This window comes from Streptomyces sp. 549 (assembly GCF_030124175.1).
Classification (GTDB): domain Bacteria; phylum Actinomycetota; class Actinomycetes; order Streptomycetales; family Streptomycetaceae; genus Streptomyces.
The window spans coordinates 105,444-119,318 of record NZ_JASKMT010000014.1 but is presented as its reverse complement, the minus strand read 5'-3'; the positions used below and the strand labels follow the sequence as shown (position 1 = coordinate 119,318).

At 70.7% G+C, this 13,875-nt stretch carries 13 protein-coding genes; 6 read left to right on the top strand and 7 right to left on the bottom strand.

Annotated elements, in window-relative coordinates; all coding sequences use genetic code 11:
• Position 1 precedes the first annotated feature (1 nt).
• Positions 2–595, bottom strand: coding sequence for a ribosome maturation factor RimP (rimP, locus tag QNO07_RS17340; RefSeq protein ID WP_283992971.1), 594 nt, complete (start codon positions 593–595; stop codon positions 2–4).
• A 288-nt stretch (positions 596–883) separates the two neighbouring features.
• Between rimP and QNO07_RS17335 the strand changes: the two genes are divergently transcribed.
• The 3 genes from QNO07_RS17335 (at position 884) to QNO07_RS17325 (ending at position 2,910) form a co-directional block, all read left to right on the top strand.
• On the top strand, positions 884–1,396 hold the full coding sequence (locus tag QNO07_RS17335) for a hypothetical protein (RefSeq protein ID WP_283992970.1): 513 nt from the start codon (positions 884–886) through the stop codon (positions 1,394–1,396).
• On the top strand, positions 1,389–1,889 hold the full coding sequence (locus QNO07_RS17330; RefSeq protein WP_283992969.1) for a ferritin-like domain-containing protein: 501 nt from the start codon (positions 1,389–1,391) through the stop codon (positions 1,887–1,889). Before QNO07_RS17335 ends, QNO07_RS17330 begins: the two co-directional genes overlap by 8 nt.
• Positions 1,890–1,995: 106 nt before the next feature.
• Complete coding sequence (locus tag QNO07_RS17325; protein ID WP_283992968.1) at positions 1,996–2,910, top strand: aminoglycoside phosphotransferase family protein; 915 nt, start codon at positions 1,996–1,998, stop codon at positions 2,908–2,910.
• A 143-nt stretch (positions 2,911–3,053) separates the two neighbouring features.
• On the opposite strand, the gene QNO07_RS17320 is transcribed toward QNO07_RS17325, so the two are convergent.
• The 6 genes from QNO07_RS17320 to dxr all read right to left on the bottom strand — a co-directional run bounded on the left by QNO07_RS17320 (position 3,054) and on the right by dxr (position 10,232).
• Positions 3,054–4,748, bottom strand: a complete 1,695-nt coding sequence (locus tag QNO07_RS17320) for a proline--tRNA ligase (RefSeq protein WP_283992966.1) — start codon at positions 4,746–4,748, stop codon at positions 3,054–3,056.
• 50 nt (positions 4,749–4,798) lie between these two features.
• On the bottom strand, positions 4,799–5,344 hold the full coding sequence (locus QNO07_RS17315; protein ID WP_283992965.1) for a GNAT family N-acetyltransferase: 546 nt from the start codon (positions 5,342–5,344) through the stop codon (positions 4,799–4,801).
• Positions 5,345–5,401: 57 nt separating this feature from the next.
• Positions 5,402–6,247, bottom strand: coding sequence for a GNAT family N-acetyltransferase (locus tag QNO07_RS17310; protein WP_283992964.1), 846 nt, complete (start codon positions 6,245–6,247; stop codon positions 5,402–5,404).
• 105 nt (positions 6,248–6,352) lie between these two features.
• Positions 6,353–7,507: a flavodoxin-dependent (E)-4-hydroxy-3-methylbut-2-enyl-diphosphate synthase gene (gene ispG, locus QNO07_RS17305; protein WP_283992963.1), complete on the bottom strand. Its 1,155-nt coding sequence runs from the start codon at positions 7,505–7,507 to the stop codon at positions 6,353–6,355.
• A gap of 161 nt (positions 7,508–7,668) precedes the next feature.
• Complete coding sequence (locus QNO07_RS17300) at positions 7,669–8,973, bottom strand: M50 family metallopeptidase (protein WP_283992962.1); 1,305 nt, start codon at positions 8,971–8,973, stop codon at positions 7,669–7,671.
• Positions 8,970–10,232, bottom strand: coding sequence for a 1-deoxy-D-xylulose-5-phosphate reductoisomerase (gene dxr / locus QNO07_RS17295; protein ID WP_283992960.1), 1,263 nt, complete (start codon positions 10,230–10,232; stop codon positions 8,970–8,972). The genes QNO07_RS17300 and dxr overlap by 4 nt, the downstream gene beginning before the upstream one ends.
• A gap of 407 nt (positions 10,233–10,639) precedes the next feature.
• Between dxr and QNO07_RS17290 the strand changes: the two genes are divergently transcribed.
• Genes QNO07_RS17290 through QNO07_RS17280 form a run of 3 tightly spaced genes read left to right on the top strand, consistent with a single transcriptional unit; the run spans position 10,640 to position 13,806 of the window.
• On the top strand, positions 10,640–10,972 hold the full coding sequence (locus tag QNO07_RS17290) for a hypothetical protein (protein WP_283992958.1): 333 nt from the start codon (positions 10,640–10,642) through the stop codon (positions 10,970–10,972).
• 54 nt (positions 10,973–11,026) lie between these two features.
• Entirely contained in the window at positions 11,027–13,300 is a 2,274-nt protein-coding gene (locus tag QNO07_RS17285; protein ID WP_283992957.1) for a DUF6571 family protein, read from the top strand.
• Positions 13,273–13,806, top strand: coding sequence for a hypothetical protein (locus QNO07_RS17280; RefSeq protein WP_283992955.1), 534 nt, complete (start codon positions 13,273–13,275; stop codon positions 13,804–13,806). Before QNO07_RS17285 ends, QNO07_RS17280 begins: the two co-directional genes overlap by 28 nt.
• The last annotated feature ends 69 nt before the right edge of the window (positions 13,807–13,875 follow it).

Sequence of the window (13,875 nt, the reverse complement as noted above, 5' to 3'; positions counted from 1 at the left end):
ACTACGCCTCCTCTTCGTTCTCGGTGTTCCTGACGTTCCTGACGTTCCTGACGTTCTTGATGTTCTTGCCGCTCTCGGCGTTCTCGGGGTCTGCGGCAGCGTCGTCTGCGTCGGCCGGCGCCTTGCGGTTGAACTCGATCTCCACCCGGGCCCTGGCGACTCCGTCGAAGGCGATCCGCCGGGCGGTGGGCTTGCGGCCCTTGACTCCGGGGACCTCGACGTCGAGCCCCTCGTCGTCGACCGCGGTGATCCGCGCGGTCAGCTCGCCGCCCTCGTGCAGGTGGAACGCGACCAACCGGCCGACGGCGCGGCGGTAGTGCCGCGGCTCGCTGAGCGGCCGGTCGGCGCCGGGAGAGGTGACTTCCAGGGTGTAGGGCTGGCCGCCCATCACGTCGTCCTCGTCCAGGGCGGCGGACACGTCGCGGCTGAGTTCGGCGCAGGTGTCCAGCTGCACGCCCTCGTCGGAGTCGACGACCACCCGCAGTACGCGGCGCTTGCCGGCCGGACTCACGCCCAGTTCCTCGAGGTCCAGCCCCCGCTCGGAAGCGAGCGGTTCGACCAGCGCGCGCAGCCTCTCGATCTGGGTCGTGCTCATCCGGGTGACTCCTCGGCCGCGTGTGCTGTTGTGGGACTGGTACGTGGGTCTGCCCGCCAGGTCGCTCCGAAGGCGTCGCCCCGACGGTGTGCGGGGGCTCTGGCGTGCCCGGTCAAGCCTAGCGCCTGCCGGGGACTGCGCCGACCGTGCCGCCGCACGGGTGCCGTGTCCGGCACGCCGGGCCTGGCCTTCGGTGCGCGCGTACCCTGCGGGTACTCTCACCAAACGGTGATCACTTGTTCTGACACCGCGCTCACCTGCTGATCTTTTATCCCGATGGAGTGACCCGTGGCACTCGATCCGCCTCGACGGAGCCTGCTGGCCGCGGGTGCTGCCGGAGCCGCCGCGCTGCTCGCCGGCTGTTCGGGCAGCAGGGACCCCGCCGCGCAGCGCGCCCAGGCCGAACGGGCGGCGCCGGCGCGGCGCCTGCGGCAGAGCGCCGCGCGGCAGAGCGCGGCCCTGCTGGGCCGCTACGACGCCACCACCGCCGCCCACCCGGCGCTCGCCGGACCGCTGGCGGCGCTGCGCGGCAGCGTCGCCGCGCACCTTCGGGCGGTCGGCGGGCGCGAACGCGCCGGGGAGCCGCCGTCGGTGCCCGCGGTGCCGGCGGACGCGGTGGCCGCGCTGGTCGCCGCCGAGCGCCGCACCGCGGACGCCCGGACCCGCGCGCTGGGCGACGCGCCCCCCGAACTGGCCAGGCTGCTGGCCTCGCTGGCGGCGGCCGGCGGTGTGCACGTCTACCTGCTGGGCGAGCTGGACGTTGCCGGCCTCGCCCCCGACGAGGGCGGCTCGGATGGCTGACGACGGCGAACTGGCCGCAGTGCAGGCGGCATTGGCCGCCGAGCACGCGGCGGTGTACGGCTACGGCGTGGTGGGCGGACGGATCGGCGAGGAGCGCCGGGCCGAGGCCCGGCAGGCCTGGGACGCACACCGCGCCCGGCGCGACAAGCTGCAGCGGGTGGTGCGCGAGCTGGACGGCACTCCGGAACCGGCCCCCGCCGGGTACACGCTGCCGTTCGCGGTGCCCGACGCGGAGTCCGCGGCCCTGCTCGCGGCGGAGCTGGAGGACCGGGTCGCCGCGGTGTACGCCGATCTGGTGCGGTCCACCCAGGGCGCACGGCGGCGCGAGGCCGCCGGAGCGCTTCGGGAGGCGGCGGTCCGGTCTGCGCGGTGGCACGGTCGCGGCGTAGCCTTCCCTGGGCTCGCCGAACGCGACGGGCCCGCTGAGCGCGGGTCCACCGGGCGCAAGGCCGCAGAGCGGCTGCCCGCAGACGGTGGGTCCGCCGACCGATGATCCGCAGGGGAGCCTGCCGGAGCCGGGTGACCGGCGCCGGTGCGGCAGGCCGGGCACGAGGGCCCGTCGCGACGGCTTCCCGGACGACGAAAGGCCCCACGCAGGAATGGTGTTCGCCTCGTCTCCCGAACCTCCGCAGCGGCTGGTCCGCGCCCGGGGCGCCGACGACCCGTGGCTGGCCGCGCTCCCGGCGCTGGCCCGGCGCATGCTGGATCGCTGGGAGCTGACCGGCGAGCGGCTGGTCGTGCCCGGTGGGCGTGCCGCCCTGGTGGTGCTGGCCCGGCGGGCCGACGGCACACCGGTGGCGTTGAAGCTCTGCGCGGACGGCCCCGCCGCCGAGGCGGAGGCCGCGGCACTTGAGCGCTGGGCGGGACTGGGTGCGGTGCGTCTGCTGGCGTCCGCGCCCGAGGAGGGGGCGCTGCTGCTGGAACGACTGCACGGTGAGGTGTCGCTGCGGTCGCTGCCGGAGCCGAAGGCGACGCTGGAGGCCGTCTCCGCGGTGCGCCGGCTGTGGGTGGACCCGGGTGGCGGCGCTTTCGCCACGGTTGCCGAGCACACGGCTGCCGAGGCCGCGTCGATGCTGGCCCAGGCGCCGCCGGCCGTGCGCGCGGTGGTGGACGAGACCCTGGCGGTGCGGGACGAGCTGCTGGCCGATCCGCCGTCCGCGGTACTGCTGCACGGCGACTTCCGGCAGGGCGCGGTGCTGTCCTCGGGGGCGGATGCCGCGTCGGGCGCGGACCGTCCGCCGTGGCTGGCGGTGGGCCCGGAGCCGCTGGCGGGCGAGCCGGCGTTCGACCTGGCCAGGCTGGCCAGGGACCGGCTGCACGACCTGGTGGCCTCGGCGGGCGCCCCGGCCGCCGCGCGCCGCAGGGTGGTGAAGCTGGCCGACTCGCTGGACGTGGACCGGGAGCGGCTGCGCGGCTGGACCCGCTACCGGGCCGTGGAGTCGGGGGTACGCCACCTGCTCGCGGGGAGCCGTGACGACGGCGAGCTGCTGCTGGAGTTCGCCGGCTGGCTGTGAGGTGTCGCACCGCCGACGACCCATCGTCCGCCTGTCTGCCTGCCCGGCTGCCTTACTGCCGGGCGGCCGGTGGCCCGTCCGCGGGTGCGTGCGGGCCACCGGCCGGGGCCGGTCGGTGAGCGGGCGGGTCCGGGAGCGTCCGGTCAGTGGGCGAAGCGGGCCAGGGCGTCGGCGACGGGCAGTTCCTCACGCTCGCCGGTGCGGCGGTCCTTCAGCTCGACGATGCCCTGCGGCGCGCCACGGCCGACCACGAGGATCTGCGGCACACCGACCAGTTCGGCGTCGGTGAACTTGACGCCCGGGGAGACGCCGGCCCGGTCGTCGACGATGACCCGCACCCCGCTCGCGCCGAGCTTCTCCGCGATCTCCACCGCGAGTTCGATCTGCACGGCCTTGCCGGCGGCGACGATGTGCACGTCGGCCGGGGCGACCGCGGCGGGCCAGCACAGGCCCTTGTCGTCGGCGGTCTGCTCGGCGAGCGCGGCGACCGCGCGGGACACGCCGATGCCGTAGGAGCCCATCGTGACGCGGACCGGCTTGCCGTTCTGGCCGAGCACGTCGAGCTGGAAGGTGTCGGCGTACTTGCGGCCGAGCTGGAAGATGTGGCCGATCTCGATGGCCCGGTCCAGGTGGAGTCCGGCACCGCAGGCCGGGCAGGGGTCGCCGCTCTCGACGACGACCACGTCGAGGTACTGGTCGACGGTGAAGTCCCGGCCGCACACCACGTTCCTGGCGTGCTTGCCCTCCTTGTTGGCGCCGGTGATCCAGGACGTGCCGGGCGCGACCCGGGGGTCGGCCAGGTAGCGGATGTCGAGGCCCTGCGGGCCGACGTAGCCGCGGACCAGGTCGGGGCGGCCGGTGAAGTCGTCGGCGGTGACCAGCTCGACCTCGGCGGGCGCCAGGTGCTCGGCGAGCTTGCCCAGGTCCACCTCGCGGTCACCGGGCACGCCGACGGCGACGATCTCGCCGTCGACCTTGACCAGCAGGTTCTTCAGCGTCGCGGCGGCGTCCACCCCCAGGTGGGCGGCGAGCGTCTCGATGGTCGGGGTGTCGGGGGTGTCCAGCTCCTCCGTGGCGGGCAGCCCCTCGGTGGAGGAGGGCGCGACGGTGGTGGTGACGGCCTCGGTGTTGGCGGCGAAGTCGCAGGCCGGGCAGTCCGCGAAGGTGTCCTCGCCGGCCTCGGCGGGCGCGAGGAACTCCTCGGAGGCGGAACCGCCCATGGCTCCGGAGACCGCGGACACCACGCGGTAGTCCAGGCCGAGGCGTTCGAAGATGCGGGTGTAGGCGGCGCGGTGCAGCGCGTACGCCTGGGCCAGGGCCTCGTCGGACACGTCGAAGGAGTAGGAGTCCTTCATCTGGAACTCGCGGCCGCGCAGGATGCCCGAGCGGGGGCGGGCCTCGTCGCGGTACTTGGTCTGGATCTGGTACAGGATGACCGGCAGGTCCTTGTAGGACGAGCACTGGTCCTTCACCAGCTGGGTGAAGATCTCCTCGTGCGTCGGGCCGAGCAGGTAGTCGGCGCCCTTGCGGTCCTTGAGGCGGAACAGCAGGTCGCCGTACTCCTCGTAGCGCCCGGACGCCTCGTAGGGCTCCTTGGGCAGCAGGGCCGGCAGCAGCACCTCCTGGCCGCCGATGGCGTCCATCTCCTCGCGGACGATGCGTGAGACGTTCTCCAGCACCGTCTTGCCGAGCGGCAGCCAGGTCCACACCCCGGCGGCGGTGCGGCGGACGTATCCGGCGCGCACCAGCAGTTTGTGGCTGAGGGTCTCGGCGTCGGCCGGGTCGTCGCGCAGTGTCTTCAGCATCGTGCGGGACAGGCGCTGGACTCGGGCTGCCATGGTGGTTCTCCTGAATGCGGACCGTGGGACAAGGGGTGGAAAAGGGAAGACTAGTCGCTTCGGCGGCGCAGCGGCAGCGGCGCCCCCATGACCGCGTAGGGGCTGGCGGCGCTGGGGAAGTGCACGCCGCGGGCCAGGTCGCGGTAGCCCAGGGACCGGTAGAGGTGCCGGGCGGGGCTCTCGGTGTCGAGCGCGGACAGCAGGGAGCGCGGCTGCGGTACGGCGTCGGTGAGTTCGGTGATCAGCCGGCGGCCGGTGCCGTGCCCGTGGTGCGCGGGGTGGACGTGCAGCTCGGTGATGACGAAGGCCTCGTGCAGCCACTCGGCGTTGCCCCCGGCCCGCAGGTAGGGCTCGACGACGGTGGACCACCAGTGGGTGCGGTCGTTGGGCAGCCCGTAGACGAACCCGACAAGACGGCCCTCGGCCGTGGTGGCGCCGAGCGCGCGGGCGCCCGGCACCGCGAGGTGGCGGAGCACCAGCGGGCGGCGCACGTCCACCTCGTCGTCGGTCAGTCCGAACGCGAGGGCCTGCACGGCGAGGGCCTCGTCCACCCGGGCGGCCAGGTCGAGGGGGCCGACCACGACGTCATACTGCATACGCCGACCCTAACGGGGTGCCGCGCGGGCGGTTCCGAACAGCCCCGCGGTGGCGGTTCAGAACAGCACGCTCATGAAGGCGCCGACCTCGCGGAAGCCGACGCGGCGGTAGGAGGCCCGGGCGGCGGTGTTGAAGTCGTTGACGTAGAGGCTGGCGACGGGCGCCACCTCGTTGAGGGCGTAGCGCAGCACGGCCGCCATGCCGCTCTCGGACAGGCGCTGGCCGCGGCGGTCGGGCGCGACCCACACGCCCTGGATCTGGCAGGCCTGCGGGGTGACCGCGCCGATCTCCGCCTTGAAGACGACCCGGCCGTCCTCGAAACGGGCGAAGGCCCGCCCGGAGCCGACGAGTTCGGCGACGCGGGACTGGTAGACGAGACCGCCGTCGCCGGCCATCGGCGAGATGCCGACCTCCTCGGTGAACATGGCCACGCAGGCCGGCATCACGAGGTCGAGTTCGTCCTTGCGGACCCGCCGCACGTACGGGTCGGGGGCGACCGTCACCGAGGGGGCGTCGGTCACCATCAGCGGCTGGTGGGGCCGCACTTCGCGGGCCGGGCCCCAGTGGGGTTCCAGCGCCGACCACAGGGCGGCGGTGGGTTCGGCCGGACCGACGATGGAGGAGCAGCGGCGGCCCTGGCGGCGGGCCCGCTCGGCGAAGGCACTGACCGCTTCGGGACCGGCGCAGACCGGGACGAGGTTGGCGCCGGCGTAGCAGAGCGACTCCAGGCGCCCGTCCTGGAACCATCCCCACATCTCGCCGCCCAGCCGCCAGGGGTCGAGCCCGGAGGCCCGCACCCGGGCGGTGACGAAGGCGTTGTCGACGGGCCTGCGCTGGAGCACAGCGAGCGCCTCGTCGAGTTCGCCGGGCCCGAGCGCCCTGGTGGTTGTTGTCGTCAGCACGTGCGGTCCAGCCTCACCGTGTCGGCCCGGAGGGATAAGGATGTGGAGGAAGCGGTGATTCGCACTTTACCTCCGGGCCGGACGGTGCAGGCGCTCGCCCGGAGGTCAGCTGACGGAGACCTCGGGCTCGCCGGAGAGGGCGCCGTCGGCCTCCATCTGCTCGGCGATCTTCATGGCCTCCTCGATGAGGGTCTCCACGATCTTCGACTCCGGCACGGTCTTGATCACTTCGCCCTTGACGAAGATCTGGCCCTTGCCGTTGCCGGAGGCGACGCCCAGGTCGGCCTCGCGGGCCTCGCCGGGACCGTTGACGACGCAACCCATGACGGCGACGCGCAGCGGCACCTCCATACCGGTGAGCCCGGCGGTGACCTCCTCGGCCAGCTTGTACACGTCGACCTGGGCGCGTCCGCAGGACGGGCAGGAGACGATCTCCAGGCCGCGCTCGCGCAGGCCCAGCGACTCCAGGATCTGGTTGCCGACCTTGATCTCCTCGACCGGCGGGGCGGAGAGCGAGACGCGGATGGTGTCGCCGATGCCCTCGGAGAGCAGCGCGCCGAAGGCGACCGCGGACTTGATGGTGCCCTGGAAGGCAGGCCCGGCCTCGGTGACACCCAGGTGCAGCGGGTAGTCGCACTGTGCGGCGAGCTGCCGGTAGGCGTTGACCATGACGACGGGGTCGTTGTGCTTGACGGAGATCTTGATGTCGCGGAAGCCGTGCTCCTCGAACAGCGAGCACTCCCACAGCGCGGACTCCACCAGCGCCTCGGGGGTGGCGCGGCCGTACTTGCGCAGCAGGCGCTGGTCGAGCGAGCCGGCGTTCACACCGATCCGGATGGGCGTGGAGGCCGCGGAGGCGGCTGCGGCGATCTCCTTGACCTTGTCGTCGAACTGCTTGATGTTGCCGGGGTTGACCCGGACGGCGGCGCAGCCCGCGTCGATGGCCTGGAAGACGTACTTGGGCTGGAAGTGGATGTCCGCGATGACCGGGATCTGCGACTTCCGCGCGATGACGGGCAGCGCGTCGGCGTCGTCCTGCGTGGGGCAGGCGACGCGGACGATCTGGCAGCCGGAGGCGGTCAGCTCGGCGATCTGCTGGAGCGTGGCCCCGATGTCGGACGTGCGGGTCGTGGTCATCGACTGCACGGAGACGGGTGCGTCGCCGCCCACGGGCACGCTTCCGACCTGGATCTGGCGGCTCACCCGCCGCTCGGCGAGCTTGATCGGTACGGACGGCATTCCCAGCGCGATGGCTGTCATCTGAGCAAACCCCAAGGTGTGGTTCTCGGTCCCGAGATCGGCGGGCTCCGCTGTCGAGATTACGGCACGGCCGAAGACGGGCGCACACCCCTCCCGCGGCGCGGGAGGGGTGCTGGGCGCCCGGTCAGCGCGGTGATCGGGCGCCCACCTGCGGTGCTGCGCTAACCGGCGAGCTTCACCGGATTCACCACGTCGGCCACCAGTACGAGCAGTGTGAAGCAGATGAAGATCCCTGCCACCACATAGGCCACAGGCATCAGCTTCGCCACGTCGAACGGTCCGGGGTCGGGGCGCCGGAACACCTTCGCGAAGGCCCGGCGCACCGACTCCCACAGGGCGCCGGCGATGTGGCCACCGTCGAGCGGCAGCAGCGGCAGCATGTTGAACAGGAACAGCGACAGGTTGAACCCGGCGAGCAGGAACAGCATCGTCGCCACCCGGTGGCTGGGCGGGATGTCGAGGGTGACGATCTCGCCGCCGACCCGTGCCGCGCCGACCACGCCCACCGGGGAGTCGTCCTTGCGCTCGCCGCCGGCGAAGGCCGCGTTCCACAGGTCCGGCACCTTCGACGGCAGGGCGACGAGCGCCTGGAAGCCGCCGGTCATGATGTCGCCCATCCGGTCCACGGCCTGCGGGAAGGACTGCTGGACCACTCCGGAGGCGGGTGCGAAGCCCAGGAAGCTGGCCTGCACGTACTCGCCCTCGACGTAGCCGCCCTTGCCGTCGGTGCGATGCACGGTGTTCTGGATCGGCTGGGCCGTGAGGTCCGTGGTCCGGCCGTCCCGCTCGACGGTGATGGTGACGGTGGCCGGCGCCTCGCGGATCAGCTTCTGCAGCGCGCCCCACTCGGTCACGGACACCCCGTCGAAGGCGACGATCCTGTCACCGGCCCGCAGGCCGGCCTCCTTCGCCGGGGCGTCGGGCGCGTTCGCCGGGCACTTGTCGGTGGTGGCCCCGGCGGCGATCACGCAGTCCGACACACTGGCGACGGTGGTGGTCTGGGTGTTGACGCCGAACGTCATCAGCACACTGAGGAAGATCACCACGGCCAGGATGAGGTTCATGAACGGCCCGGCGAACATGACCACGACACGCTTCCACGGCTTGCGCGTGTAGAAGAGCCGCTTCTCGTCGCCCGGCTGCAGCTCCTCGTAGGCGGCGGCCCTGGCGTCCTCGATCATGCCGCGGAACGGCGAGGTCGAGCGCTGGCGGATCTTGCCGTCGTCGCCGGGGGGGAACATGCCGATCATGCGGATGTAGCCGCCGAGCGGGATGCCCTTGACGCCGTACTCGGTCTCGCCCTTCGTGCGCGACCAGATGGTCGGGCCGAAGCCCACCATGTACTGCGGCACGCGGATGCCGAACATCTTCGCCGTGGACAGGTGGCCCAGCTCGTGCCAGGCGATGGAGAAGAGCAGGCCGACAACGAAGACGACTATGCCGAGAATGGTCATCAGGGCCGTCATGCGCGGACCTCCGCTGCGGTGCTCGGGGCAACTGCCGCCAACTCGCGGGCACGGATGCGCGCCCACGTCTCTGCGTCGAGGACATCCTGCAGGGTCAGACCGGTTCCGTCCGGCCTTCCGTGCTCCTCGACCACTGCGGCAACCGTATCCACGATGGCGGTGAACGGCAGCCCGCCTGCGAGGAACGCCTCGACGCACTCCTCGTTGGCCGCGTTGAACACGGCCGGCGCGGTACCGCCGAGTGCGCCGACCTCGCAGGCCAGCGGCACCGCGGGGAACGCCTTCTCGTCGAGCGGGAAGAACTCCCAGTTCATGGCCTGCGACCAGTCGAAGACCGGTCCGGCGTCCGGCACCCGCTCCGGCCAGCCGAGGCCCAGCGCGATCGGCAGCCGCATGTCGGGCGGGCCGCACTGGGCGAGGGTGGACCCGTCGACGAACTCCACCATCGAGTGGATGTAGGACTGGGGATGGACGACCACCTGGATGCGTTCGAACGGCACGTCGTACAGCAGGTGCGCCTCGATCACCTCCAGCCCCTTGTTGACGAGCGTCGCCGAGTTGACGGTGATGACCGGTCCCATCGCCCAGGTGGGGTGGGCCAGCGCGTCCTGCGGCGTGACGTCGGCCAGTTCGGCCCTGGTCCGGCCGCGGAACGGCCCGCCGGAGGCGGTGACCAGCAGCTTGCGCACCTCACGCGGCGTGCCGCCCAGCAGCGCCTGGAACAGCGCGGAGTGCTCGGAGTCGACGGGCACGATCTGCCCGGGCCGGGCGAGCGCCTTCACCAGCGGGCCGCCGACGATCAGCGACTCCTTGTTGGCGAGCGCGAGTACGTGCCCCGCCTGGAGGGCCGCGAGTGTGGGGCGCAGGCCGATGGAACCGGTGATGCCGTTCAGCACCGTGTGGCACGGCGAGGCGGCGAGTTCGGTGGCCGCGTCGGGGCCGGCGAGTACCTCCGGGAGCGGCTCGCCGGGGCCGTACCGCGCACGCAGCGCCTCGCGCAGCTCGGCGACCTTGTCCTCCCGCGCCACCGCCACCGTGCCCACCCGCAGGCGGTGCGCCTGCTCCGCCAGCAGTTCCACCTGGCCGCCGGCGGCGGACAGCGCGGTCACCCGGAAGCGGTCGGGGTTGCTCAGCACCACGTCGACGGCCTGGGTCCCGATGGATCCGGTCGAGCCGAGGACGACGACGTCCCGGGGTCCGTCGGGGACGCCGGCTGCCGCCTGATAGCTGACATGAGGGTCAGCGAGGGAGTCGGTCATGGCCCCATTGTGTCCCGGCGGCCCCGGTGACCGGACAGGGCGTCCCGGTCCGCAGCGCACGCCCGGGTGCGCACGCCCGGGCGTGCGCCGCTGTCCGGTCGGGCACCGCGCGGATGCGTGTCATGCCCACCTGATAACTTCGCGTCGCACTCCGCAGCCAACCACACACCTGAGGTGATGACGTGGGTTTCGACGAGGAGTGGGCCCAGGCGAAAGCCGCCGTCGAACAGTCCGCCACGACGAGGCTCAACGGGCTCAACGACCCCGGGGGTCCGGGCAGTCCCCTTGTTCCGGGCAATCCCCTTGTTCCGAGCAGCCCCCTCAGCCCGAGAAGTCCCTTTGTTCCGGCCAGTCCTTCTGGCCCGGGCGGTCCTTCTGACCCGGCCGGTTCCACCGCGGACCTGACCGTGCACCAGGATGACCTCGGCGCCGTGGGCAACGAGGCGCACGGCCTCTTCGAGCGGTTCAACGTGGACGGCGACGTCGCCCGCGAGTCGAGCCAGCGCGCCGCCACGACGCTGAAGGGCAACGACTTCACCCTTGGACCGGCCCTGAGCCTCACCGCCGAGGTCTGGAACGGCCAGCGCAGGACCCTGCTCCAGGCCTGCGCCCACATCTCCAACCACCTCAACTACACACGCAGGCGCCACAGCGAGGACGAGGCCCACATCGCCGCGACCATGCGGCAGCGGGACGGCAGCGCCATGCCCGTCTCGCACATCCTCGACCAGTTCAAGTGAAACCCCGACCGGTTCGGTGAACACCCGACCGGTTCCAGTGCACGGGAGCCCGCAGTGCCCGCCCTGACCTTCTCGAACCTCCGGCAGATCTCCTTCAACGATCTCGGCAAGGCGGTGACGGACTGGACCGACCTCGTCCAGCGGCTCGACAAGCTGGACGGCGACGCCCGCGACGGCATGCTGGCGAAGTCCGAACGCGCCCGGTGGGACGGCCTCAACGCCACCGTCACCCGCCGGTTCGTGAAGAAGACCTCCAAGGAGTTCGGCGACGCCCTGGCCCAGGCCAGAAGCATCCGCAACGTCCTCCGCGACGCCCACACCGACCTGGTCGAGGTGCAGAAGCAGCTCGCCGCGGTCGTGTCCGAGGCATCGGCGGCCTTCATCCACGTCCGGGACAACAAGGACGGGACCGTCACCTGCCAGGGCCCCGGCGGCCCCGGCCCCACGGCCGACTCCGGCTCCGAGCAGGGCCTCGATCCGGTGGCGTTGCAGCGGCGGATCAACCAGCTGATCGCCCGGGCGGAGGAGATCGACAACTCGGCCTCCCGAGCACTGCGCAAGGCGCACGGCGGTGACGCACACGACTTCGGGCACGCCACCTACAAGTCCCTCGACGAGGCCCAGGCCGAGCGTGCCAACGAACTGGCCGCGCTGGGACCGAAGATGACCGACAAGCAGTACGCCGAGCTGAACACGCTGCTCAAGCACAACGGCAAGGAACCCAACGGCGAGTTCGCCACCCGCTTCTACAAGGGGCTAGGCGGGCCCGAGGAGGCGCTGCGGTTCTACGGCCGCATGTCGCTGGACGGCACCGACGGGGACAACAGCGAGCGCCTGGCCCTGGCCAGGGAACTGCAGCGAGGCATGGGCCACACCCTCGCCAACGCGACCGACCCGGACGCGCCGAAGGGCCACGACGGCCCGAAGCAGCACCTGCCGGAGAGCTGGGGCAAGGAGTTCCGCCGCCTGGGCACACAGCCGCTGGACGTCAAGTTGGGTGCGTGGAACAGCCCGTACGGCTACCAGGTACTCGGCGGCCTGCTGCGCTACGGCGACTACGACCCGTCGTTCCTCAACCCCATCGCCGAACACGTCGTCCAGTTGCAGAAGGACGACCCGCTGAAGTTCGTTCACAACATGCCGTCCGGCGGTGACACCGACTACGGCTTCAACCCGTCGGGCAAGGTCGGCACCGGCTACGCCCCCATCACCAGCGTGCTCGAAGCCCTGGGCCACAGCCCGGAGGCAGCGGAGAAGTTCTTCAGCGAGACCCCGACCGCCTACCGGGAGGACGGGTCGGTGGACAAGGGGGCGAAGGCCGACTTCGGCAGTTACGTGAAACTGATGGCAGGCGAGGACTTCCCATGGGGTGTCGACATCGCCGGTGGAGGCTTCGACGATCGCGCCGCCGCGCTCCAGCACGGGCCTGACGCCTTCGGGCATGCCCTGGAAGCAGCGACCACGGGTGTTCCCTACGACGGCGACCCGCTCGCCATCCCGCCGAAGCACTCGGAAGCGGCGGCAGGTATTACACAGGAAATTTTCGAGGCATTCGGAGAGAAACCGAACCTTCTCGACGACAAGGAAAGACTCTCCCCGATCCGCGACAGCCTCGGAAGAATCACTGCCGACTATATCGCAGATGTCGACAGGAGCATCTCTCAGAGTGGCAGCGACACAACAACTTACCCACCCTTCGGAGTTGCATCTCAAATCGACCCCGACGATGCACGAAAACTGCTCCAGGCACTGGGAAGGGAACCCGATTCCTACGGAACAATCACCAACGCGCAACGCGCGTACACGGAGTTCCTGATGGACAGGGCGATCAATCCCTCTGGTGAATCTCAAGTGAATATCGGCATCCGCGTAGAAAACGCAGCCGACCCTGGCGCAACCATCTCCGGAATCATGAGTCAAGCACGTGCAGACGCCACACGAGCAGATAGCGGAGATTTCATCGAAGCAGCGGAAAAGAAGGGGCAGTGGGTAGAGCGAACTCTTAGCCTGGCAACCGGCTCCATCGGCGATCGGGTTCCGGTGGTCGGCGACTTGGCAGACTGGGCGGTTGAGGATATCAAGGAGAGCATGCTCAAGCAGGTAGAGGAAGAAGCCAAGGAGAGCGCTTCAAACGAGGCCGGAAAGGACTTCACTACGGGGCGCCAGTCGGTCATCTCTCATGCGGAAGACGCAGTGAATCGCGCGATTGCGGATAATCCCGATATCAACGAGCAGACGCGGGTTGACCTGCGCGCTACCGCCCGTAGGCAGTCCAGCAATAGCCACTCGGCAGGAGCGACATGGTCAGCAAGCGACACCGTAGACTAGGAACGGCCGCGCTCACGGCGGCGACACTCCTGACAATGACTTCCTGTTCCGATGGAAAGAACTATTCCGTACCCGAAGACATCTGCGGCGTACCGGTGGAACGAGATCTCCTAGACAACCTTCTTCCTCCGGGGGATCACTCCTCTCAGAACGAAGAGAATTATGGAATCGGAGAGCGACTGTACAGTTGCAAGTTGCGAATCGACAGCACGGCTATAATTGTCACCCGAGGGAAGTGGCACGACGAGAGCAAGACCTCTCTGCAAGTCGCTCATGAAGAGAGGTACTCCCACGCCGAACAGCGAAGTGGAGACTCGTTTGCCTCTTGGCCCGGCGGAGTGGTTAACATCTCGAAATGCCGCAACGATAAAAAGAAGGCGGAATACTACTCCGTCCTCACCACTGTGCGGGAAGCCGACCAGAAGGACTTCGAGAAGAAGGCCGACGTCTTCGCCCGCGACCTCACCGAGAAGCTGATCGCCAAGCAGCCGTGCGAGAAGGGCTGAGCGCGCGACCGCGCACCGACGGCGGAAGCCCGGACGGCCGTGGCATACGGCACCAGGCGGGCTTTCCGC

Coding starts and splice junctions, on each gene's coding strand:
- rimP (WP_283992971.1), bottom strand. CDS start 595: ATGAGCACGACCCAGATCGAGAGGCTGCGCGCGCTGGTCGAACCGCTC.
- QNO07_RS17330 (WP_283992969.1), top strand. CDS start 1,389: ATGGCTGACGACGGCGAACTGGCCGCAGTGCAGGCGGCATTGGCCGCC.
- QNO07_RS17325 (WP_283992968.1), top strand. CDS start 1,996: ATGGTGTTCGCCTCGTCTCCCGAACCTCCGCAGCGGCTGGTCCGCGCC.
- QNO07_RS17320 (WP_283992966.1), bottom strand. CDS start 4,748: ATGGCAGCCCGAGTCCAGCGCCTGTCCCGCACGATGCTGAAGACACTG.
- QNO07_RS17315 (WP_283992965.1), bottom strand. CDS start 5,344: ATGCAGTATGACGTCGTGGTCGGCCCCCTCGACCTGGCCGCCCGGGTG.
- ispG (WP_283992963.1), bottom strand. CDS start 7,507: ATGACAGCCATCGCGCTGGGAATGCCGTCCGTACCGATCAAGCTCGCC.
- QNO07_RS17300 (WP_283992962.1), bottom strand. CDS start 8,973: ATGACGGCCCTGATGACCATTCTCGGCATAGTCGTCTTCGTTGTCGGC.
- dxr (WP_283992960.1), bottom strand. CDS start 10,232: ATGACCGACTCCCTCGCTGACCCTCATGTCAGCTATCAGGCGGCAGCC.
- QNO07_RS17280 (WP_283992955.1), top strand. CDS start 13,273: ATGGTCAGCAAGCGACACCGTAGACTAGGAACGGCCGCGCTCACGGCG.